25 protein-coding genes are annotated in these 21,454 nt (G+C 65.5%); 9 read left to right on the top strand and 16 right to left on the bottom strand.

The window, feature by feature from the left end:
- Positions 1-103 precede the first annotated feature (103 nt).
- Both CR105_RS06520 and CR105_RS06515 read left to right on the top strand, forming a co-directional pair.
- Entirely contained in the window at positions 104-784 is a 681-nt protein-coding gene (locus tag CR105_RS06520; protein WP_099787633.1) for a phosphoribosyltransferase, read from the top strand.
- Between the two features lie 14 nt (positions 785-798).
- A complete protein-coding gene (locus CR105_RS06515) occupies positions 799-2,160 on the top strand; it encodes an erythromycin esterase family protein (protein ID WP_099787632.1) in 1,362 nt (453 codons plus the stop codon).
- 55 nt (positions 2,161-2,215) lie between these two features.
- On the opposite strand, the gene CR105_RS06510 is transcribed toward CR105_RS06515, so the two are convergent.
- The 8 genes from CR105_RS06510 to CR105_RS06475 all read right to left on the bottom strand — a co-directional run bounded on the left by CR105_RS06510 (position 2,216) and on the right by CR105_RS06475 (position 8,637).
- The gene (locus CR105_RS06510; protein WP_229413730.1) at positions 2,216-3,142 is read right to left on the bottom strand and encodes a diguanylate cyclase domain-containing protein; all 927 of its coding nucleotides are present in this window, start codon (positions 3,140-3,142) and stop codon (positions 2,216-2,218) included.
- Positions 3,142-3,405 carry a PDC sensor domain-containing protein gene (locus CR105_RS06505; protein ID WP_099787630.1) on the bottom strand — a complete coding sequence of 88 codons (264 nt, stop codon included), beginning with the start codon at positions 3,403-3,405 and terminating at the stop codon, positions 3,142-3,144. Before CR105_RS06505 ends, CR105_RS06510 begins: the two co-directional genes overlap by 1 nt.
- Positions 3,368-3,673, bottom strand: coding sequence for a hypothetical protein (locus tag CR105_RS06500; RefSeq protein ID WP_099787629.1), 306 nt, complete (start codon positions 3,671-3,673; stop codon positions 3,368-3,370). The genes CR105_RS06505 and CR105_RS06500 overlap by 38 nt, the downstream gene beginning before the upstream one ends.
- A 105-nt stretch (positions 3,674-3,778) precedes the next feature.
- Positions 3,779-4,285 (bottom strand): SET domain-containing protein, encoded by a 507-nt coding sequence (locus CR105_RS06495; protein ID WP_099787628.1) that lies wholly within the window; start codon positions 4,283-4,285, stop codon positions 3,779-3,781.
- Positions 4,286-4,318: 33 nt separating this feature from the next.
- On the bottom strand, positions 4,319-5,995 hold the full coding sequence (locus CR105_RS06490; protein ID WP_099787627.1) for an AMP-binding protein: 1,677 nt from the start codon (positions 5,993-5,995) through the stop codon (positions 4,319-4,321).
- 84 nt (positions 5,996-6,079) lie between these two features.
- Complete coding sequence (locus tag CR105_RS06485) at positions 6,080-6,205, bottom strand: DUF2474 family protein (RefSeq protein ID WP_099787626.1); 126 nt, start codon at positions 6,203-6,205, stop codon at positions 6,080-6,082.
- The gene (gene cydB, locus CR105_RS06480; protein ID WP_099787625.1) at positions 6,202-7,209 is read right to left on the bottom strand and encodes a cytochrome d ubiquinol oxidase subunit II; all 1,008 of its coding nucleotides are present in this window, start codon (positions 7,207-7,209) and stop codon (positions 6,202-6,204) included. Before cydB ends, CR105_RS06485 begins: the two co-directional genes overlap by 4 nt.
- 3 nt (positions 7,210-7,212) lie before the next feature.
- The gene (locus CR105_RS06475; protein ID WP_099787624.1) at positions 7,213-8,637 is read right to left on the bottom strand and encodes a cytochrome ubiquinol oxidase subunit I; all 1,425 of its coding nucleotides are present in this window, start codon (positions 8,635-8,637) and stop codon (positions 7,213-7,215) included.
- A gap of 160 nt (positions 8,638-8,797) precedes the next feature.
- Between CR105_RS06475 and CR105_RS06470 the strand changes: the two genes are divergently transcribed.
- Positions 8,798-9,142, top strand: a complete 345-nt coding sequence (locus CR105_RS06470) for a zinc ribbon domain-containing protein YjdM (RefSeq protein ID WP_099787623.1) — start codon at positions 8,798-8,800, stop codon at positions 9,140-9,142.
- A 78-nt stretch (positions 9,143-9,220) separates the two neighbouring features.
- On the top strand, positions 9,221-9,610 hold the full coding sequence (locus CR105_RS06465; RefSeq protein ID WP_099787622.1) for a c-type cytochrome: 390 nt from the start codon (positions 9,221-9,223) through the stop codon (positions 9,608-9,610).
- Positions 9,611-9,630: 20 nt separating this feature from the next.
- Here CR105_RS06465 and CR105_RS06460 read toward each other — a convergent pair whose 3' ends face one another.
- Positions 9,631-10,344 (bottom strand): glutathione binding-like protein, encoded by a 714-nt coding sequence (locus CR105_RS06460; protein WP_099787909.1) that lies wholly within the window; start codon positions 10,342-10,344, stop codon positions 9,631-9,633.
- 224 nt (positions 10,345-10,568) lie between these two features.
- On the opposite strand from CR105_RS06460, the gene CR105_RS06455 reads away from it, so the two are divergent.
- The 5 genes from CR105_RS06455 to fnr all read left to right on the top strand — a co-directional run bounded on the left by CR105_RS06455 (position 10,569) and on the right by fnr (position 15,961).
- A complete protein-coding gene (locus CR105_RS06455; RefSeq protein WP_099787621.1) occupies positions 10,569-11,651 on the top strand; it encodes a GGDEF domain-containing protein in 1,083 nt (360 codons plus the stop codon).
- Positions 11,652-12,050: 399 nt separating this feature from the next.
- Positions 12,051-13,871 (top strand): S8 family serine peptidase, encoded by a 1,821-nt coding sequence (locus tag CR105_RS06450; protein WP_229413681.1) that lies wholly within the window; start codon positions 12,051-12,053, stop codon positions 13,869-13,871.
- 517 nt (positions 13,872-14,388) lie between these two features.
- Positions 14,389-14,559 carry a hypothetical protein gene (locus tag CR105_RS28235; RefSeq protein WP_180288112.1) on the top strand — a complete coding sequence of 57 codons (171 nt, stop codon included), beginning with the start codon at positions 14,389-14,391 and terminating at the stop codon, positions 14,557-14,559.
- Between the two features lies 1 nt (position 14,560).
- A complete protein-coding gene (locus CR105_RS06440; protein WP_099787618.1) occupies positions 14,561-15,010 on the top strand; it encodes a hypothetical protein in 450 nt (149 codons plus the stop codon).
- Between the two features lie 183 nt (positions 15,011-15,193).
- Positions 15,194-15,961, top strand: a complete 768-nt coding sequence (fnr, locus tag CR105_RS06435) for a fumarate/nitrate reduction transcriptional regulator Fnr (RefSeq protein ID WP_099787908.1) — start codon at positions 15,194-15,196, stop codon at positions 15,959-15,961.
- A 9-nt stretch (positions 15,962-15,970) separates the two neighbouring features.
- Here the strand turns inward: fnr and CR105_RS06430 are convergent, their stop codons facing one another.
- Genes CR105_RS06430 through ccoN form a run of 7 tightly spaced genes read right to left on the bottom strand, consistent with a single transcriptional unit; the run spans position 15,971 to position 21,358 of the window.
- On the bottom strand, positions 15,971-16,219 hold the full coding sequence (locus CR105_RS06430; protein ID WP_229413679.1) for a hypothetical protein: 249 nt from the start codon (positions 16,217-16,219) through the stop codon (positions 15,971-15,973).
- Complete coding sequence (locus CR105_RS06425; RefSeq protein ID WP_099787907.1) at positions 16,216-16,764, bottom strand: FixH family protein; 549 nt, start codon at positions 16,762-16,764, stop codon at positions 16,216-16,218. Before CR105_RS06425 ends, CR105_RS06430 begins: the two co-directional genes overlap by 4 nt.
- 14 nt (positions 16,765-16,778) lie before the next feature.
- Complete coding sequence (ccoG, locus tag CR105_RS06420) at positions 16,779-18,200, bottom strand: cytochrome c oxidase accessory protein CcoG (protein ID WP_099787616.1); 1,422 nt, start codon at positions 18,198-18,200, stop codon at positions 16,779-16,781.
- Positions 18,197-19,135 (bottom strand): cytochrome-c oxidase, cbb3-type subunit III, encoded by a 939-nt coding sequence (gene ccoP, locus CR105_RS06415; RefSeq protein WP_099787615.1) that lies wholly within the window; start codon positions 19,133-19,135, stop codon positions 18,197-18,199. Before ccoP ends, ccoG begins: the two co-directional genes overlap by 4 nt.
- Positions 19,128-19,298, bottom strand: coding sequence for a cbb3-type cytochrome oxidase subunit 3 (locus CR105_RS06410; RefSeq protein ID WP_099787614.1), 171 nt, complete (start codon positions 19,296-19,298; stop codon positions 19,128-19,130). The genes ccoP and CR105_RS06410 overlap by 8 nt, the downstream gene beginning before the upstream one ends.
- A gap of 1 nt (position 19,299) precedes the next feature.
- Positions 19,300-19,914, bottom strand: a complete 615-nt coding sequence (gene ccoO / locus CR105_RS06405; protein WP_099787613.1) for a cytochrome-c oxidase, cbb3-type subunit II — start codon at positions 19,912-19,914, stop codon at positions 19,300-19,302.
- On the bottom strand, positions 19,898-21,358 hold the full coding sequence (gene ccoN, locus CR105_RS06400) for a cytochrome-c oxidase, cbb3-type subunit I (protein WP_099787612.1): 1,461 nt from the start codon (positions 21,356-21,358) through the stop codon (positions 19,898-19,900). The genes ccoO and ccoN overlap by 17 nt, the downstream gene beginning before the upstream one ends.
- Positions 21,359-21,454 lie beyond the last annotated feature (96 nt).

Below are 21,454 nucleotides of genomic sequence, written 5' to 3'. Positions count from 1 at the left end.
ATCCGGGCGCCGCGGCCACGCCGCCGCGGCGCCCTTCCATCAAATTCCTGCAACTGTCCCTCGCCATCGTTGTCGAATGCATTTGCTCCACGAGAGGCGCCCGATGTCCAGCGCAGACCGTTTCAAGGACCGCAGCCATGCCGGCAAACAACTGGCGCAGCGGCTGTCGACATACGCCAACCGGCCCGACGTGCTGGTACTGGCATTGCCGCGCGGCGGCGTGCCGGTCGGCTTCGCCATTGCCGAAGCGCTTGGCGTCGACCTTGACGTCATGCTGGTGCGCAAGCTCGGCATGCCGGGCCACGAAGAATATGCCATTGGCGCGGTCGGCGCCGGCGGCGTGCGCGTGCTCCAGGCCGGCCTGGTCGAATCGGGCATCGTCAGCGCCGACGATGTCGAGCAGGCGAGCGAGCGCGCGCTGGCCGAAATTTCCCGCCGCGACCGTCTCTACCGCGCCGGCCGCCCCGCTCCCGCGCTGGCCGGGCGCTGTGTCATCCTCGTCGATGACGGCATCGCCACCGGCTTGACCTTGCGCGCCGCCATCGAAATAGTGCGCCGCGCCGGCGTAGCGCGCCTGGTGGTGGCGGCGCCCGTCGGCCCGCCCGAAAGCGTCGAAGCGCTGGCCGCCGAAGTCGACGAGATGGTTTGCCTTGCCACGCCGGAGCACTTTCACGCCGTCAGTCAGTGGTACCGCCACTTCGACCAGACCGGCGACGAGGAAGTGCAGGACCTGCTGGCGCTCGCCTGGCGCCGGCAGGCGCTCCGTGCCGGCGCAACTGACTGAGCAGCGAGATCGCCATGCCGACAAGCACATTTTCTGCCACCGACACTGCCGCGCTGACGCGCGCCATCGCCGACAGCGCCCACGTGCTCGACGGCGGCGCCGGCGACTACGACGCCCTGCTCGACCTGATCGGCGACGCCCGCTTCGTGCTGCTCGGCGAAGCCACCCACGGCACCCACGAGTTTTACGAACAGCGCGCGCGCATCACCGAGCGCCTGATCGGCGAAAAGGGCTTTATCGCCGTCGCCGTCGAAGCCGACTGGCCCGACGCCTACCGCGTCAACCGCTACGTGCGCGCCGAGGGCGGCGATGTCGATGCGGTCGGCGCGCTGGGCGGCTTTCGCCGCTTCCCCAGCTGGATGTGGCGCAACGACGACGTCGTGCATTTCATCGACTGGCTGCGCGCGTATAACGACGCGCGCCCGGGGGCCGCGCGCACCGGCTTCTACGGCCTCGACCTGTACAGCCTGTTTACGTCGATGGAGGAAGTGCTGCGCTACCTGCAGCAGGTCGACCCGGCCGGCGCCGAAGAAGCGCGCAAGCGCTACGCCTGCTTTGACCACTACGGCGACGACAGCCAGCAGTACGCTTACGCCGCCGGACTCGGCAGCTCCGAATCGTGCCAGCGCGAAGTCGTCGCCACACTCGAACAGATCCAGCAGCGCGCCGCTGCCGACATGCAGCGCGACGGCATCGGCGCCAGCGACGCTTTCTTTTACGCGCAGCAAAATGCGCGGCTGGTGAAAAACGCCGAGGAGTACTACCGCACGATGTTCCGCGGCCGCGTGTCGTCGTGGAACCTGCGCGACCGCCACATGGCCGAAACGCTCGATGCGCTGGCCGAGCACCTGGCGCAGACGCGCGGCGTGCCGGCCAAGGTGGTGGTGTGGGAACACAACTCGCACGTCGGCGATGCCCGCGCCACCGAAGTCGGCCGGCTCGGCGAATGGACGGTGGGCGAACTGGCGCGCAAGCGCTACGGCGACGACGCCTTCCTGGTCGGCTTCTCCACCTATGACGGCTGGGTCACCGCCGCCTCCGACTGGGACGGCCCGGCCGAGCGCAAGCAGGTGCGTCCGGCGCTGGCGGGCAGCTATGAAGACCTGTTCCACCAGACCGGCCTTGGCAACTTCATGCTGCCGCTGCGTCCACGCAGCGCGGCGCGCGATGCGCTGCTCGAGGCACGCCTGCAGCGCGCCATCGGCGTGCTGTACCTGCCGCGCACCGAGCGCCAGAGCCACTACTTCAGCGCGCGGCTGCCGCATCAGTTCGACGCGATGATCCACATCGACACGACCGACGCGGTGCACCCGCTAGAACCGACCAGCCACTGGGACAAGGGCGAAGCGCCAGAGACCTACCCAGTCGGGCTGTGAGAGCTGGCTCGCCGTGAAACGCGCGATGTGCGGCGACTTCTGCAAAGGCGCACGGCTACCAGCCGTGCACGCTGACGCCGTCGCGGCCGTTGCGCTTGGCCGTGTACAGCGCGCTGTCGGCGTTGGCCAGCAGCTCCTCATGGCTCTGGCCCTGGCCGCGAAACAGCGCGATGCCGACGCTGGCGGTGACGGCCAGCCGCACGTCGCCCGCCGCGAACGGCGCCCGCACCGCGTCGATGATCTTGGCCGCCGCCGCCGTCACCTCCTGCTCGCTGTTGAGGTCTTCGAAGATGATGACGAATTCGTCGCCCGACAATCGCGCCACGGTATCGGTGGCGCGCACGTCGACGCTCAGGCGCGGCGCGAACTCCTTGAGCGCGTCATCGCCCAGCGCATGGCCGTGGGTGTCGTTGATCGCCTTGAAGTGATCGATGTCGAGGTAAGCCAGCGCCATCGGCGCGCCGCTGCGGCGCGCGCGCTCGATCGCCAGGTGCAGCGCCTCGACGAACATGTGCCGGTTGGCGATGCCGGTCAGGCTGTCGACGCGCGTCAGCTGGATCAGCTTTTCCTCGACCTCCTTCATGCGCGTGGTGTCGTGCGCCAGCGCGTACACGCCGGCCACGTTGCCGTCGGCCTGCATGTCGGGGACGTAGGTCGTCTCGAGGATCCTGGCCCGGCCCGCCAGCGCCGTCCTGCTTTCGTACGTCACGGCCTGGCCGTCGAACGCCGCCTCCAGGTGCGGCTTGGCCAGCACGCACGCCTCGGCGCCGAACACCTCCGCCAGCGAGCGCCCCGCCATCTTGGTGGCGTTGTTGATGCCGGGGCGCTGGTGAATGTGCTGCATCAGGCGCGTGCGGTCGGGATGGTCAACCAGGATGCCGGCGCCGGTCATGATGAACACGAAGCCGGTCTTGCCAGGCTTGAGCAGGTCGATCTGGCGCAGGAAGGCGGTGCGCTGCAGTTCGATGCCGCCGGCAAGCATCAGCACAGCTTGCCCTGCTCGTCGTACAGCGGCGCCGTCACCAGCACGATCGGGGCGCCCGACAGAACGTTGCGCAGCGGCGCCGAGACAATGGCGCGCTTCTTTGCCAACGTTTCGTCGAAATACTGCTTGCCGAGCGCGCTGAACGGCTTCCCGGTCGCGCTCGGACGCAGCGTCGCCAGCAGGCGCCCATCCGGGCCCAGTGCGGTCACGTTGAGGAACTCGTCAAGCAGGCCGACGCGCGCGTCGAGAAAGGCCTGCACCTGGCACCGGGTCGCTGCGTGCAGCCGGCGGCATGCCCTTTGCCAGCGCCACCATCAGCTGCTTTTTCGCTTCGAGGCGATCATCGATGAACGCCGCCGCGCTCGAGACGACGGCAAACTGCTGGGCGCCGATGACGCCCTTCATGTCGCGCTCGGCCATCCCGCGCACCAGAATCGTCACCAGCCCCGTCGCCGCCAGCACCAGCACGGCGACGACCGCGGTCAGCCGAAGCTTCAGCGTGGAAGGCAGCGGGCGCACATCGGCCATGGATAGAGTTGCAGTTGGGTAACGACGTGCCAGTATTACACAGTCTGCCGCACCCTCCAATATCGGCCGAACAATTCAGGCGCAATCCTGAACACCGGACCAAGCCTACGCGGCAGCCCTGGCGCGCGACTTGCGCTTTTTCGGCGCCAGCATCGTGCCCCGGCAGCCGGGCGCGCCGCAGCGGCATGCGAACGCCGCCTTGACGGCCTTGGTGTGGCGCGGTTCGTACACCAGCGCATAGTTGTAGTTCAGCTCCTGGCCGGCGTCGATGTCCATCAGGGCGTGGATGAAGACCCGGCCGTCTTCCTCGTAGGCTTCGCAGTTCGGCTCGCAGGCGTGGTTGATCCAGCGCGCGTCGTTGCCGCGGCTGCCGCCGTCGATGACGTTGCCGTCGTCGAGGCTGAAATAGAAGGTGTGGTTCAGCGGGCCGTCGCTCGCCTCGGTGCGCCGCAGCGCCTCCGGCCAGTCGATGCGCTCGCCGGTGTATTCGATGATGCGCTCGCCCGCCTCGATCTTACGGGTGGCAAACACGCCGTTGCCGTGCACCGGCGACAGCTGGACCTTGCACGGCGGCGTGCTGGTTGTTGACTTCGAACTCTTGGTAGTGGTCATGGAACAATGGGTAAATGGTGAAAATAGCAGGGGTTACGATGGATTGTCTTCGCGGTACTCGGCGGCCGGCCGCGCGTCTTCTGCGCCGGCGGTTTCCTGCTTGCGCAGTTCGACGCGACGAATCTTGCCAGAGATTGTCTTCGGCAGCTCGCGAAACTCGATGCGGCGGATCCGCTTGTACGGCGACAGGCGCGCGCGCGCAAACGCGAAGATCGATTGCGCCACCTCGTTGCCCGGCTCCACGCCCGCGCGCAGGGTGATGAACGCCTTCGGCACCGCCAGGCGCAAGGCGTCGGGGCTGGGCACGATGGCCGCCTCCAGCACCGCGTCGTGCTCGATCAGCACGCTCTCGAGTTCGAACGGGCTGATGCGGTAGTCGGACGACTTGAAAACATCGTCATTGCGGCCAATGTAAAAATAATAGCCGTCGGCGTCGCGCGTGGCGACGTCGCCGGTATGGTAGTAGCCGTCGCGCATGACCTCGGCGTTCTTGTCAAGCTCGCCCTCGTAGCCGAGCATCAGGCCAACCAGGTCGGCCGTCATGTCGACGGCGATTTCACCCTCGTCGGCCGGCTGTTCGTCGGCGTCGAGCAAGGTGATTCTGTAGCCGGGCAGCGGCCGCCCCATCGAGCCGGGTTTGAGCAGCTGGCCTGGCGAGTTGCCGATCTGCGCGGTCGTCTCCGACTGGCCGAAGCCGTCGCGGATGCGAATGCCCCAGGCGCGCTTGACCTGCTCGATGACTTCAGGGTTGAGCGGCTCGCCGGCGCCAACCAGTTCGCGCAGCGGCAGCTGCCACGCCGCCAGGTCTTCCTGGATCATCATGCGCCACACCGTCGGCGGCGCGCACAGCGACGTCACGCCGCAGCGCTGGATCACGTCGAACGCGGCCTTGGCGCTGAAACGCTCGTAGTTATAGACAAACACCGTGGCGCCGGCGTTCCACGGCGCGAAAAAGCAGCTCCAGGCGTGCTTCGACCAGCCGGGCGAGCTGATGTTCCAATGGACGTCGCCCTCCTGCAGGCCGATCCAGTACATCGTCGACAAGTGGCCAACCGGATAGCTCTGGTGGCTGTGCATCACCAGTTTCGGCTGGGCGGTGGTGCCGGAAGTGAAATACAGCAGCAGCGGATCGGTCGCCATGGTCGGCCCATCGGGCTCGAAAGCAGCATCGGGGCCGGCGCTGCGACCGAGCGCGAACCAGCCGTCGCACTTGCCGCCCACCGAGATGCGGGTGAAGTCGCCCGCCAGGCCGGCGAACTTGGCGCACTCGGACGCCTGCGCGATCACATGGCGCACGGCGCCGCGGTGCAGGCGGTCGGCCAGGTCGGCCGGCGCGGCCAGCATGCTGGTGGGTACCAGGACGGCGCCGAGCTTGATCCCGGCCAGCATGATTTCCCATAGCTCCACCCGGTTCGGCAGCATCAGCAGCACGCGGTCGCCGCGCTTGACGCCGCGCTCGCGCAGGTAATTGGCCACCAGGTTCGAGCGCGCCGACATTTCGGCGTACGACACTTTTCCTTCGCTGCCGTCCTCGCCGACCACCCACAGCGCCGGCTTGTCGTTGCCCTGCGCCTGGACGTCGAAAAAATCGAGCGCCCAGTTAAACGTCGTCAGCGCCGGCGCCACGTAGCCGCTGTAGGCGGCGTCATAGTCGTTGCGGTGGCGTTGCAGGAAGTCGCGGGCGTCGACAAAGCGTTGGTACGGGTTCATCGAGCAGTCTCCAGTGCGGGCGTGGGGAAGGAATGTCCATTGTGCCACGGACGGGCGCGTTCCAGCGCGACCGCGCGTGCGCCGTCAGTACATGCCGGCCGCGCGCATCAACAGGCGCATCAGCGCCGCCGCCAGCGCCAGCGCCGCCACGCTGGCCGCCCAGATGACGAGCAGCCAGCCGATCCGCGAGAGCCAGCGTTTGCGCTTCAATGGTAGCCCTCCCCCACGCGCACCTTGCCGCGGAAAACGTAGTACGACCACACCGTGTAGCCGAGGATGAACGGCAGGATGAACAGCGTGCCGACCAGCGCGAAGCCCTGGCTTTGCGGCGGCGACGACGCAGTCCAGATGGTGATGTACGGCGGCACGATGTTCGGCCAGATGCTGATCGCCATGCCGGTGTAGCCGAGGAAGATCAGGCCGAGCGCGGCGACGAACGGGCTGCGGTGCGGCGCGCCCTTGAGCGAGCGCAGCAGCCAGAAGATGCCGACGCCGACCAGCAGCGGCACCGGCGCGAAATACACCAGGTTGGGAAAGCTGAACCAGCGCGCGGCCACTTCGGGATGGGTCAGCGGGGTCCACACGCTGACCACGGCGATGGCGCCAAGCAGCATCAGGCTGAACGGGCGCGCCACATGGATCATGCGCTGCTGCAGGTCGCCCTCGGTCTTCATGATCAGCCAGGTGCTGCCGAGCAGCGTGTAGGCGATCATGACGCCCACGCCCGACAGCAAGGGGAACGGCGCCAGCCAGTCGAGCGGGCCGCCGGCGTAGACGCGCCCGTTGACCGGAATGCCCTGCAAGAAGGCGCCGAGCGCGACACCCTGGAAAAATGCCGCCGTCACCGAGCCGCCGATGAACGCCTTGTCCCACACGTGGCGTTCGTGCTCGAGCGCCTTGAAGCGAAATTCGAAAGCGACGCCGCGAAAGATCAGGCCGAGCAGCATGAAGATCAGCGGCAGGTACAGGCCCGACAGGATGATCGAATACGCCAGCGGGAATGCCGCCAGCAGGCCCGCGCCGCCCAGCACCAGCCAGGTTTCGTTGCCGTCCCACACAGGCGCGACGGTATTCATCATGACGTCGCGGTCGTGGCGGTCCGGCACGAACGGAAACAGCATGCCGATGCCAAGGTCGAAGCCGTCCATCACCACGTACATGAAGACGCCGAAGAAAATGATGATGGCCCAGATGACCGGAAGATCGATGCCCATCAGTTAGTTCCCCGCTTTCGATTCCGAGTCGTTCAGCGCCGCCGACATCGGCCGCGCCGGCGTGCGCTCGTGGCCCGGTCCGCCTTCGGGCGGATGGACAGAAGCGTCAAAGTGAGTCGGCCCGCCGCGCACCAGGCGCAGCACATAGGCGATGCCGGTGCCGAACACGAACAGGTAGACGATGATGAACAGGCCCAGCGTCAGCGCCAGCGATTCGGGCGCATGCGCCGACACCGCGTCCTTGGTGCGCAGCAAGCCGTACACCACCCACGGCTGGCGCCCCACTTCGGTGGTGACCCAGCCGGCCAGGATGGCGACCAGGCCGCTTGGCCCCATCAGCAGCGCGGCCCACAGGAACGGGCGCGACGCGTACAGCTTGTTGCCGCGCCGCCCGATCAGGCTCCACAGGCCAAGGGCGATCATCGCAAAGCCGAGGCCGACCATGATGCGAAACGACCAGAACACGATCTGCGCCGGCGGCCTGTCTTCCTTGGCAAACTCCTTCAGGCCCTTGATCTGGCCGTCCAGGCTGTGCGTGAGGATCAGGCTGCCAAGGCGCGGTATCTCGACCGCGTACCTGGTCGTTTCTGCTTCCATGTCGGGGACGCCGAACAGGATCAGCGGCAGGCCCTCGCCCGGCTTGTTTTCCCAATGGCCTTCCATCGCGGCGATCTTGGCCGGCTGGTGCTTGAGCGTATTGATGCCATGGAAGTCGCCGATGACTGCCTGGATCGGCGCGACGATGACGATCATCCACATCGCCATCGACAGCATCTTGCGCACCGCCGGCGTATCGTTGCGGCGCAGCAGGTGCCAGGCGGCGGCGGCGGCGACGAACAGCGCCGTGCACAGGAAAGCGGCCACGCTCATGTGCACGAGCCGGTACGGAAACGACGGGTTGAAGATGATCGCCAGCCAGTCCTGCGGCACGACGGCGCCGTTGATGATGGCGTGGCCTTGCGGCGTTTGCATCCAACTGTTGGAGGCGAGGATCCAGGTGGCCGAGATCAGCGTGCCGAGCGCGACCATGCAAGTGGAAAGGAAATGCAGGCCGGGGCCGACGCGCGTCCAGCCGAACAGCATCACGCCGAGAAAGCCGGCCTCGAGGAAGAAGGCGGTGAGCACTTCATATGCCAGCAGCGGTCCGGTGACGCTGCCGGCAAATTCGGAAAAGCCGCTCCAGTTGGTGCCGAACTGGTAGGCCATGACGAGACCGGAGACGACGCCCATGCCGAAGTTGACCGAAAAAATCTTGAGCCAGTATTGGTACAGGTCGACGTAGACCTGGCGGCCGGTGCGCAGCCAGCACAGTTCGAGCACTGCCAGATAGCTGGCCAGTCCGATCGTGATGGCGGGGAAAAGGATGTGAAACGACATCGTGAAAGCGAACTGGATGCGCGCCAGTTCCAGCGCTGTAAAACCAAGCATCAGACTGCTCCGAAGGGATTCCGCAGATGCGGAACATCTCGACTAATTTATCACGCTTTGCAGATGCGCGTTGGCGCCCGGTCGATACTGACCGGGTCAGCGCAGGCGCTGTATACTGCGTGTGTTTTCAGGCATTTCGCCTGTCTCTACAAGGACCTCGATGAGCGCGCTGCCTCCCTGCCCCAACTGCAAATCCGAATTTACCTACAACGATGGCGCCCAGCTGGTGTGTCCTGAATGCGGCCACGAGTGGAGCGCGACGGCGGCCGTCGAAAGCGTCGAGGAAGGCGCGCGCGTGTACCGCGATTCGTCCGGCACCGTGCTGCAGGACGGCGATACCGTGAGCGTCATCAAGGACTTGAAGTTGAAGGGTTCGGGCGGCACCGTCAAGATGGGCACCAAGGTCAAGAACATCCGGCTGGTCGACAGCGACCACGACATCGACTGCAAGATCGACGGCTTCGGCGCGATGAGCCTGAAGACCGAGTTCGTCAAGAAAGTATAGTCGACCGTTTCGCAAGCGCTTGCGACACCGCGTCTGAATACCGCGGGAACGGTGGCGCACCGGCGGCGTCCAAGAAGCATGCACACTTCTAAGCTGATCATCGCGCTGGCACTGGCCGGCGCCACGAACGCACTGGCTGCGCCACCCGACCTCAAGCTCGGCAAAGCCGCCTTCGCGCGCTGCGCCGGCTGCCACTCGATGAACTACGACATCAACGGGCCGCGCCTGTGCGGCCTGATCGGCAGGCGTGCCGGCAGCATGCCGGGATTCGACTATTCGGCGGCGATGCAGCGCGCCGACATTGTCTGGAGCGCCCGCACGCTCGACCGGCTGCTCACCGATCCGCGCAAGGCCGTTCCCGGCACCACCATGACCGAAGGCGCCGTTCCCAGGCGTGCCGAACGCAGCGCCCTGGTCGCCTACCTGCTGGCGGCAAACAACGGACCCGAGTGCCAGGGGCCGCGTTGATTACCTGATGCAAACTGGCGTCAGGCCGCCGGCGTGCGGCTCGGAATCTCCAGCCCGCGTGCCACCGCCGGCCGCGCGACGAACGCGTCGAGCACGCGCTGGACGTTGGGAAATTCGCTGAAGCCGACCAGCTCGCCGGCGGCATAAAAGCCGACCAGGTTGCGCACCCAAGGAAAAATGGCAATGTCGGCGATGGAGTAGTCCTTGCCCACCATCCAGTCGCGTCCCGCGAGGTGGCCTTCGAGCACGCCAAGCAGCCGCTTCGTTTCGGCCGCGTAGCGGTCGCGCGGCCGCTTGTCGTCGTAATCCTTGCCGGCAAACTTGTGGAAGAAGCCGAGTTGGCCGAACATCGGCCCGATGCCGCCGACCTGGAACATGACCCACTGGATCGCCTGATAGCGTTCGGCCGCGTCCTGCGGCATGAAGCGGCCAGTCTTCTCGGCCAGGTAGATCAGGATCGCACCGGACTCGAACAGCGCCAGCGGCGCGCCGCCCGGCCCGTCAGGGTCGATGATCGCCGGGATCTTGTTGTTCGGATTGAGCGACATGAACTCGGGCGTCATCTGGTCGTTCGTCTCGAAACTGACGGTGTGCGGCTCGTACGGCAAGCCGGTTTCTTCCAGCATGATCGACACCTTCACGCCGTTCGGCGTCGGCAGCGAGTACAGCTGCAGCCGTTCGGAGTGGGCAGCCGGCCACTTTCTGGAAATCGGGAATACGGACAGATCGCTCATCGCGAACCTTTCGATCAAGTTTGTAGGCAATATGACAAGGGAGGCATGTCGTTTCATTATCGCCCAGTTTGCCGCGCGACGTTGCCGCTCTCGCCGTAACCGTCACCTGGCGATCGCCTGGCGGCGTGGCCGACCCGCCGTGCAGTATTTCGTGCAATTTCTACTTGCTACTTATGGGCACTCTTGTAGACTAACGAATTCTCACCAGCAACAATAGCAACGCAATGCGACTGCTCCAAACCCTCACCAGGCTCGTGTTCGGGGCGACGCCAAAGATGCGCCGCGTCATGGCGTACTGGGCCTCGACGGCGCTGGTGTACGGCTTCTGCCTGACCATCGTCGCGCACGAGCAGGCGGCCGGCGCGGTGCCGGCCAGCCAGGCCAACCTGGTCACCGCGCTCGGCGTGGCGAGCCTGCTGGTGTTTTACATCCTGCTGCGCTGTGCCCCTCGCCTCAACATAGCGAACTGGAAGCTGGCCCTGCGTCAGGCGCAGTTCGCCATCATCTTCGACCTGGTGCTGTATGCGGTGCTCGACACCTTGCGTGGCGCCATGCTGATCGGGCTGCCGGTGGTCATCGTCTTCTGCGCATTTTCGCTGCGCCCGCGCCAGACCGTCGTGCTGAGCGCTTGCGCCGTCGCAGGCTTGGCGGCGACCATGACGGCGCTGGTGCTGTCGAACCCGGCGCACTACCCGCTGTACAACGAATGCGTGTACTTCGCGCTGACCACGTTCGGCATGGTGTCGGTCACCGCCATCACCGGCGAACTGCACCGCTTGCGCGGCCAGCTGGTCGAGGCGGTCGACACCATCCGCACCCTGGCCACGACCGACGAACTGACATTGCTGGCCAACCGGCGCCACATGAACGACTTGCTGGCGCTGGAACAGAGCCGCCGCGCCGCCTCCCGGCAGCATGTCTGCGTCGCCCTGATCGACATCGATTTTTTCAAGGCGATCAACGACAAGTTCGGCCACGCCGCCGGCGACGCCGTGCTCAAGTCGTTCGCCCGCGAAGCCGGCGCCACGCTGCGCTCAGGCGATACGCTGGCGCGCTGGGGCGGCGAGGAATTTCTGCTCTTGATGCCCGATACGCGGCTCGACGAGGCGACTGCCGTGATCGAGCGGATGGCTGCGCGCATCGCCGCAATGCCAGTCGCCGACATCGATCCGTCAGTGCGGATCACGTTCTCGGCCGGCGTGGCCGCTTCGCTGCCGCTGGAACGGTTCGATCAGGCGATCCACCGCGCCGACGAAGCAATGTACCGCGCCAAGGCGAACGGCCGCAACTGCGTTTTGGCGGCCTGAGCGGCAGGGGGCACGCAGCCGCATGCGCGCCATCGCGCGTTGTCCCATTCGGACGTTGCCAAACATTTTTGTTACCAATTGTACGGTCCGCGCCCCGGTCGCGTCGCCGCCGCGTGCTGCCTGAACGACAAGCCGGCAATACCACTTCTCGCCGCGCCATCTAAGCCTTCCTAGCGAACAACATCCAGACGTGCGGCTGTTCAATAAGCCGCGTGTAATCAAACAGTTACCGAACAGTATTGGCCGGTGCCGATATTCGTCAGTGCGCCTTATCAAGCCGATATTGTCGATCTCATCACGGGCGTTTTGGCGGCTTGCGGCTGCCAGTCTCGGCCATTACCATCGCCGCAAGTTTCAATCCGCCGCATCCTCCTTGCCCTCCTCACTGGAAAGCCACGCATGCTGAAAACCCGTCTCACCCAACGTTCCGTCACGCCGTCGATGCCTCCGCTGGCCGCGGCCATCGGCGCCGCCGCCGCTATCCTGGTCGCCGTCACGCCGGCTGCCGCCGCCGACTTCAGCGATGGCGTCCACCAGTACGCCCGCGGCCGCATCCTGGTCGAGGCGCGTGCCGGCCTGTCCGGTGACGAGCTGGAAAAAATCCTCAAGACCCACGGTGGCGGCAAGCGCCGCAAGATGGGTCAGAGCAACCTGAACATCGTCGAGCTGCCCGCCGGCGCCTCGGAAGCAGCCCTCGTCGAGCGCCTGCGCCGCCACCCCGCCTTCAAGTACGTCGAACTCGATCGCCGCGTCAAAAGCACGCTGGCGGTCAACGATCCGTATGCCGGCAGCGAATGGCACCTCGGCAAGATCGGCGCCACCACCGCCTGGGACAGCACCCAGGGCGCCGGCGTCACCATCGCGATCCTCGATTCGGGCGTCGACGGCAGCCACCCGGACCTGCTGCCTAACCTGGTGCCGGGCTACAACACGCACGGCAACAACACCGACACCGCCGACGTCTGCGGCCACGGCACCGCCGTCGCCGGCTCGGCCGCGGCGCGCACCAACAACGGCGCCGGCGTGGCCGGGGTTGCCGGGCTGGCCAAGATCATGCCGATCCGCGTTGCCTACAAGGACGCCGGCGGCGGTTGCTACGCCTACACCAGCACGATCGCCGCCGGCATTACCTGGGCCGCCGACCACGGCGCCCGCATCGCCAACGTCAGCTACGGTCCGCTGGCCGGCAGCGCCACCATCCAGAGCGCCGCGCAGTACATGAAGAACAAGGGCGGCCTGGTGTTCGTTTCTGCCGGCAACAATGGCGTCGATGAAAACATCGTGCCTTCGAACACGCTGATCGCCGTCTCGGCGACGGATTCGGCCGACGCCAGGGCCGGCTGGTCGAGCTACGGCAGCTTCGTGTCGCTGGCCGCGCCCGGCGCCGGCATCTGGACCACGTCGCAAGGTGGCGCCTACGACGGCTGGAACGGCACCTCGTTCGCCAGCCCGGTTGCCGCCGGCGTCGCCGCGCTGATGATGGCCGCCGCCCCGTCGCTGGACGGCGCGGCGATCGAGCAGGCGCTGTTTGCCTCCGCCGTGCCGCTCGGCGCGGCCGGGCGCGATCCACTGTTCGGCCACGGCCGCGTCGACGCCGCCGCCGGCGTGCGCGCCGTGCTGGCCAGGGTCGTCGTCGCCGACACCCAGGCGCCGACCGCCGCGATTACCTCGCCGGCGGCCAGTTCCAGCGTCAGCGGCACCGTCACGGTCGCCGTCAATGCCACCGACAATGTCGGCGTCGACCGGGTCGAACTGAAGGCCAACGGCACTGTCGTCGGTGCCGACATCGCCGGTCCGTTCAGCTTCGCGTGGAATTCGGCGGGCGTGCCGAACGGCATGAACACGCTGGTCGCCACCGCCTACGACAAGGCCGGCAATGCCACCGCGTCGAGCCCGGTGTCGGTCAGCGTCGCCAACGCGGTGCCGCCGCCGACGGCCGACACCACGCCGCCGACCGTAAAAATCGACAACCCGGTATCGGGCACCGTCAGCGGCGCCGTCACCATCAGCGTCAGCGCCACCGACAACCGCGGCACGGCATCACTGATGCAGTCGATCTACATCGACAATGCCCTCGTCAGCAATGGCAGGGGCGGCTCGCTCGCCTACACCTGGCAGACACGCCGCTGGATGACCGGCCCGCACGCCATCAAGGTCGTGGCGAAAGACGCGGCCGGCAACCGCGCCAGCTCGACGGTGCAGGTCGTGGTCGTGCGCTGATCGCAGCGCCATAGGTCAAGGGGCGACGGCAGTGATGCCGTCGCCCCTTTTCTATGCTGAGTGCTTACGCCTGCTCAAATTTTAGGCAGGCCGATAATTAGGCCACCCGTACTGGTATGTGCGCCTTTTCTGTGTTCATCTTACCCACAGAATCTGTGGATAGAATTCCACAAAATTAACGTTGCAATAAATACCATCATCGGTCATCTGCCGGACCCGCACCGCGCCGACCGCCGTAGCTCGGGTCAGCAATGGCAGCGCCGAAAGTACTTGCTCTACGGCCGCAGGATTGCCAATGCTGTCGAGCAATTCTGCTGACTGTTCAAAAATTTCTTTGATCTACATCAAATTCCGGATTGATCACGGGCGACTTTGGCCACTGCGCCGGTGTCTACAGCAGGTAGTGGTTCGGTAACGTCTCAGCTCTTGAGGAGGAATGATGGATAACGCACACGCATCGCCAATCGGCGCAATGAATATCATGGACGAATCTGGGCACCGGCAAATGAACTGGAACATGGCCAATTCCAGGGAAGTAGCCGCCGCGCAAAAGACTTTCGACCGCCTGGTCAAGCAGGGATACGCGGCGTTCGGCGCCAGCAGCGGCACCGACGCCAAGCGGGCGATCACGGCGTTCGATCCCACCATGGAAGAAGTGGTCATGGTGCCGCGTATCGTCGGAGGCTAAGTTGCAAGTCCTGGATCGGGCAAGCTGGCTTTTCGCGCGCTGCACCGCATGGTGGCAGGCAGCGCGGCGCACGCGCGAAAAGCTGCGACAGGAGGCTTTGCAACGGGCGCATGCCGAGCAACGGGCGCTGGCGCTCCTGCTCGGCCTGCTCAACCCCGAGCAGCGCCGCGAATTCCAGGCCCACGGCTACTTCCACGTGATCGGGGGCAGCACGGGCGACCGCTACCGCATCCGGCTCGACTCGGCCGTCAACATCGACGTCCTCGGCGAACACGGCATCGTCCGCTACCACCTGTGCGCGCGGCCCACCGGCAGTTTGCCGATGTACGACGTGATGGCCGGTCAGTTGTTGCATTTGCAAGACAGTAGCGCCGAAGTCCGCTTTCTGTCGCAGGCAAACCGGCATGTCACGCTGTCGTTTGCGGCAATGGGACGCTGGCAGGAGCGCTGAGCTCACCGATGTATTGACGAGTGCACAACGAGTGCACAACGAATGCACGACGAGTGCGCGGTTTATCGCAACCGATTGACGACATCGCCGGCGCATTGGCGCCACTGCGATTCGTACGCTCTGCCGCGGGCGTATAATATGGCAGGCACCCGCGCCGCGGCCATGCCGCAACTCGAGCCGCCAATGTCAGTTTCCTCCCCATTAACCGCCCTGCCGCAGTTGAACATCACTGCCCTCAAGGCGAGTTGTGCCAATTGCAGCATGCACCAGTTGTGCCTGCCGATGGGCCTCGATGCTGCAGAAATCGTTCGCCTCGACGAAGTGATCGGCCTGCGCCGGCGCATCGCCCGCGACGAGCGCCTGTACCAGATGGACCAGCCGTTCCGCAGCCTGTACGCGATCCGCTTCGGCCACTTTAAAACGTACCAGGTCAATGCCGCCGGCGACGAGCAGATCACCGGCTTCCAGATGGCCGGCGAACTGCTCGGCATGGACGCCATCAGCGGCGAACGCCACCACTGCGACGCCGTCGCCCTCGAAGACAGCGAGGTCTGCGAAATCCCGTTCGAAGGCCTCGAGCACCTGTTCGCCCACGTGCCGACCTTGCTGCGCCATTTCCACCGCATCATGAGCACCGAAATTACGCGCGAGCAAAACGTCATGCTTCTGCTCGGTAATATGCAGGCCGAGCAGCGCTTCGCCGTTTTCCTCACCAACCTGTCGGCCCGCTACGCCGCGCGCGGCTATTCGGCCAGCGCCTTCCAGCTGCGCATGTCGCGCGAAGACATCGGCAACTACCTCGGCCTGACCATCGAGAGCATCAGCCGGCTGCTGTCGCGCTTCAAGAAGCAGGGCCTGCTCAAGGTCGACAAGCGCGAAGTGACGCTGCTGCAGCCGGCGCTGCTCAAGGCAATGGCCGCCGGCACCGAGCGCTGCAGTCCAATGGCGTAAAGCCCGCCATTAAAACGGCGCCTTCTGGTCGGCCGGCGTGACCACCAGGTACATCGTCAGCAAACTCGACAGAGCACACAAGCTCCACAACGCAAAAAAACCGACGCTGTAGACCGCCGTCGGCGTGATGCCGGACTCCGCCAGGTAAGCCAGGTCGGCCGGATCGAACACCGAGAACACGCAGCCTTCCGCCAGCGCCGCCGCCACGAACGATGGCCACAACACCGTCATCGCCAGGCGCCGCATGGTGCCCCTCACGGCGCCGACGCCGTCGGTGCGTCGGCGTGGATCGCCAGCGCGCTCTCGCGCGGCCAGCTCCAGCTGCGCGCCACCCGCCATTCGCGCCGCGCGCCCTCCACCACCACCTGCCAGTGGGTCGCCTCTAACTTGGCCACCGGCACGGCGAAGCGGCCGTCGCTGCCGGGCCGCGCCAGCAGCTGCAGGTCCTTGCCCGGCTGGGTCGGGTGCGCCAGGTAGATGTGCAGCGGCGCCGGCAGCGGCGCGCCGCCACTGGTGACCACGCCGCTGAGCACCCCGGCGCCCGGGTCGTAGCTTGCCTCGAACGCGATCGCCAGCGCCGTCGCCGCGCGGTCGCGCCGCAAATCCTGGTTGATCGCCTTGCCCTGCTTGTAGTAGTCGTCGACCACCATCGCATCGGGCCGCGACAGCGCCAGCGAGCCGGCCACGCCGCCGCCGACCAGCACGAAGACGGGGCCGATCATCAGGAACCACGGCCAGCGGTGGCTGTACCACGGACGGACCGGCACGGCGGCCGGGGATGCGACAGTCGATGCGATTGGCATGGAGCTTTCCTTGATCATGGTTTCGGAACGATGAAGACCGCTTTTTCGGTCACCTTCAGCGCCGGGTCGTCGAGCGCCGTGAGGACAAACTCGATCTGGTTCGATCCGGTCGCGGCGGCGCTGCGCGGCACCCGCACCCGCACCGGCACGGCGCGCGCGCTGGCCCCTTCGAGCCGCGCCAGTTCCTCCGAGGCCAGGCTGATCGAGTCGAGTCCCGACACCGATACGCGGAACGTGTGCGCCTTTTCGGCCGTGTTCATCACCTGCAGCCGGTAGACGTTTTCGATGACGCCGTCTTCGACTTCGCGCCCCATGGCGCCGCGGTCGCGGATGACGTCGAGCTTGAGCGGCGTGCGCAGCGCCAGCGCGGCGCCGACGGCGAACACGATCGCCCCCAGCAGCGCGCAATACACCAGGATGCGCGGGCGCACCAGCTGGCGCCGCACCCGCGCCATGCTCCAGCCGCCCGCCATCGCATTGCCGGTCGAATAGCGGATCAGCCCTGGCGGCTTGTCCACTTTGGCCATCACCGTATTGCACGCGTCGATGCAGGCCGCGCAGCCGATGCACTCGTACTGCAGGCCGTCGCGGATGTCGATGCCGGTCGGGCACACCTGCACGCACAGGCTGCAGTCGATGCAGTCGCCCGCTTTCGGCAGATCGAGCGTGGCGAAGCTTTTTTCCGGCGCCGCCTTTGCCTGCGCGCCGCGCGGTTCGCCGCGCCCCACGTCATACGTGACGATCAAGGTGTCCTGATCGAACATCGCGCTCTGGAAGCGCGCATACGGGCACATGTACTTGCATACCTGCTCGCGCAGCCAGCCGGCGTTGCCGTAGGTTGCCAGCGCATAGAACAGCACCCAGAACGTCTCCCACGACGACAGCTGCAGGTTCCACAACTCGCTGGCCAGCCGCTCCACCGGCACGAAGTAGCCGACAAAGCTCAGGCCCGTCAACAGCGCCACTGCCAGCCAGGCCGAATGCTTGGCGACCTTGCGCGCGGCCTTGTTGATGCTCCAGGGCTGGCGGTCGAGCCGGATGCGCGCGCTGCGCGCACCTTCGATCTGGCGCTCGATCCACATGAAAATCTCGGTGTACACCGTCTGCGGGCAGGCGAACCCGCACCACACCCGCCCGGCCACCGCCGTCACCAAGAACAGCGCAAAGGCGCAGATGATCAAGAGCGCGGCCAGGTAGATGAAGTCCTGCGGCCACAGCACCACGCCGAAAATATAGAACTTGCGCTCGCCGAGGTCGAACAGCACTGCCTGGCGGCCGTTCCAGTTCAGCCACGGCAGGCCGTAGAACACGAGCTGGGTCAGCCACACGCAGGCCCAGCGCAGGGTCGCATACGGCCCCTTCGCCTCGCGCGGATAGATTTCCTCGCGCTTGGCGTACATCTTGATGACTGCCTCGCGCGGCGCTGCCTCGTTCATTTTTTCGGTACCGCCGCAGGTTGATTCGACAGGCCCCACACGTACGCTGCCAGCAGATGCACCTTCGGCTCGCCGAGGAAGCCGTCGAACGCGGGCATCATGTTGCTGCGGCCCTTGTTGATCGTCTCGACGATGGTGTCGGCGTTACCGCCGTACAGCCACACCTTGTCGGTCAGATTCGGCGCGCCCATCGCCTGGTTGCCGCCGCCGTCGGCGCCGTGGCAGGCGATGCAGGCGGCAAATTTCTGCTTGCCGAAGGCGACCTTGATCGGATCGGTGGTCAGGTTCGACAGGCTGCGCACGTAATGGGCGACGTTCTCGACGTCCTTGTCGGAGCCCACCGCCGCGCCCATCGCCGGCATCATGCCGCTGCGCCCGTGCATGATGGTCGTCTTGATCATCGCCGCGTCGCCGCCGTACAGCCAATCGCCGTCGGTCAAGTTCGGAAAGCCCTTGTTGCCGCGCGCGTCGGAGCCGTGGCACTGCGCGCAGTAGGTCAGGAACAGCCGCTCGCCGATCGCCTGCGCCTGCGGGTCGGCCGCCACCGTCTTCAGATCGAGCTTGGCGTAGCGGTCGAACAGCGGGCCGTACTCGGCGTCCGCCTTTTTCAGTTCGCTCTGGTATTCGCCCGACGACTTCCAGCCGAAGGTGCCGGCGTAGCTGCCCAGACCCGGATACAGCACCAGGTACACCAGCGCGAACACGATCGTCAGGTAGAACAGCCACATCCACCAGCGCGGCATCGGCGTGTTCAGTTCCGTCAGGTCTTCATCCCATACGTGGCCGGTGGTGCCGGGACCTGCGGGCGAACCTTCCGGGATCTCCTTGACGCGGTGCTTCGATTGGGACCACAGCAGCAGGCCGCAGCCGGCGATCGACAGCAGCGTGATGATGGCGATGTAGTAATCCCAGAAGCCGTTGGTGAAATCAGCCATGACCGCTGTCCTCCTCGTCGTCGGCGAACGGCAGCGCCGCCGCCGTCGCAAAATCCTGTCCGCGCTTGAGCACGAAGGTCCACAGCAGGATGCCGACGAAAGTGGTGAAGCTGATCACCGTCATCACGCTGCTCGCGCTGTCAAAAATATGTTCGATTGCCATGTCAGTTCCTTGTCTTGATCTGCGTACCGAGGCCCTGCAGGTAGGCCACCAGCGCGTCCTGCTCGGTCTTGCCCTCCAGCGTTGCCGGCGCGTCCTTGATTTCCTGCTCGCTGTACGGCACCGACAATCGCTGCAGCGCGCGCATCTTCGGCACCACGTCGGCCGGCACCAGCCGCGCCTTCGCCAGCCACGGGTAGTTCGGCATGTTCGATTCCGGCACCAGGTCGCGCGGGCTGTCGAGGTGGGTGCGATGCCACTCGTCGCTATAGCGCCCGCCAACGCGCGCCAGGTCCGGACCGGTGCGCTTCGAGCCCCACTGGAACGGCCGGTCGTAGACGAATTCCCCGGCCACCGAGTAGTGGCCATAGCGCTCGGTCTCGGCGCGGAACGGCCGGATCATCTGCGAGTGGCAGTTGTAGCAGCCTTCGCGCACGTAGATGTCGCGGCCCACCAGGCGCAGCGCCGAATACGGTTTCAGTCCCGCCACCGGCTCGGTGGTCGACTTCTGGAAGAACAGCGGCACGATTTCAACCAGCCCGCCCACCGAGATCACCAGCAGCACCAGGCCAATCAGCAGCCACGGGTTTTTCTCGATCCATTCATGCGAAAACTTCATTACCTGCTCCTGTCTTGTGCGGTTTGTTAGGCGTGATCGACGGGATGGTCGGGTCGACCGCCACCGTGCCGCGCATCGTCATGAGCGTGTTGTAGGCCATCATCAGCATGCCCGACAAGTACAGCAGGCCGCCGCCGAAGCGAATCACGTAGTACGGATAGGTCGCCTTGACGCCTTCGACGAAGGTGTACGTCAAGGTGCCGTCCGGATTGACCGCGCGCCACATCAGGCCCTGCATCACGCCGGCGATCCACATCGAGGCGATGTACAGCACGATGCCGATGGTGGCGACCCAGAAGTGCAGGTCGATCAGGCGCACGCTCCACATTTCCTTCTTGCCCGACAGGCGCGGGATCAGGTAATAGATCGATCCCATCGTGATGAACCCGACCCAGCCCAGCGCGCCGGCATGGACGTGGGCGATGCCCCAGTCGGTGTAGTGCGACAGCGAGTTGATGGTCTTGATCGACATCATCGGGCCTTCGAAGGTGGCCATGCCGTAGAACGACAGCGACACGATCAGGAATTTCAGGATCGGATCGGTGCGCAGCTTGTGCCAGGCGCCCGACAAGGTCATGATCCCGTTGATCATCCCGCCCCAAGACGGCGCCAGCAGGATCAGCGAGAACACCATGCCGATCGATTGCGTCCAGTCAGGCAGCGCGGTGTAGTGCAGGTGGTGCGGTCCTGCCCACATGTAGGTGAAGATCAGCGCCCAGAAGTGGACGATCGACAGCCGGTACGAATACACCGGGCGCTCGGCCTGTTTCGGGATGAAGTAGTACACCATGCCGAGGTAGCCGGCGGTGAGAATGAAGCCGACCGCATTGTGGCCGTACCACCACTGTATCATCGCGTCCTGCACGCCCGAGTAGGCCGAGTACGACTTCATCGCCGATGCCGGCATGGAAGCGCCATTGACCACGTGCAGCACCGCCACGGCGATGATATAGGCGCCGAAAAACCAGTTGGCCACGTAGATGTGCTTGACCTTGCGCTTGACGATGGTGCCGAAGAAGACGACCGCGTAGACCACCCATACCACCGTGATCAGGATCGTGATCGGCCATTCCAGCTCGGCGTACTCCTTGCCGCGCGTGAAACCCATCGGCAAGGTGATCGTCGCCAGCACCAGCACCGCCTGCCAGCCCCAGAAGGTGAAGGCGGCCAGCGTGTCGGAAAACAGCCGCACCTGGCAGGTGCGCTGCACCACGTAATACGAGGTGGCGAACAGACCGCAGATGCCGAAGGCGAAGATGACGGCGTTGGTGTGCAAAGGGCGCAGGCGCCCGTACGTCAGCCATGGCACGTCGAAATTGAGCGCCGGCCAGGCCAGCTGCGCGGCGATGACGACGCCCACCAGCATGCCGATCACCCCCCATACCACGGTGGCGATCGTGAACTGCTTGACGATCTTGTAGTTGTAGTTCAAACCTGTGTCCACTGCTACTCTCCTGAAAATACATCGTTGACACTACGCAGAGTAAATTTCTGCAGTTCAAAAATCCTTGATGTGAATCAAATTGGCCGAGATCGGCCC

It is taken from the genome of Massilia eurypsychrophila, assembly GCF_002760655.1.
Lineage (GTDB): Bacteria > Pseudomonadota > Gammaproteobacteria > Burkholderiales > Burkholderiaceae_D > JAFCUW01.
Note: the sequence above shows the minus strand (reverse complement) of the source record. Positions and strands in the feature narration are given on the sequence as shown.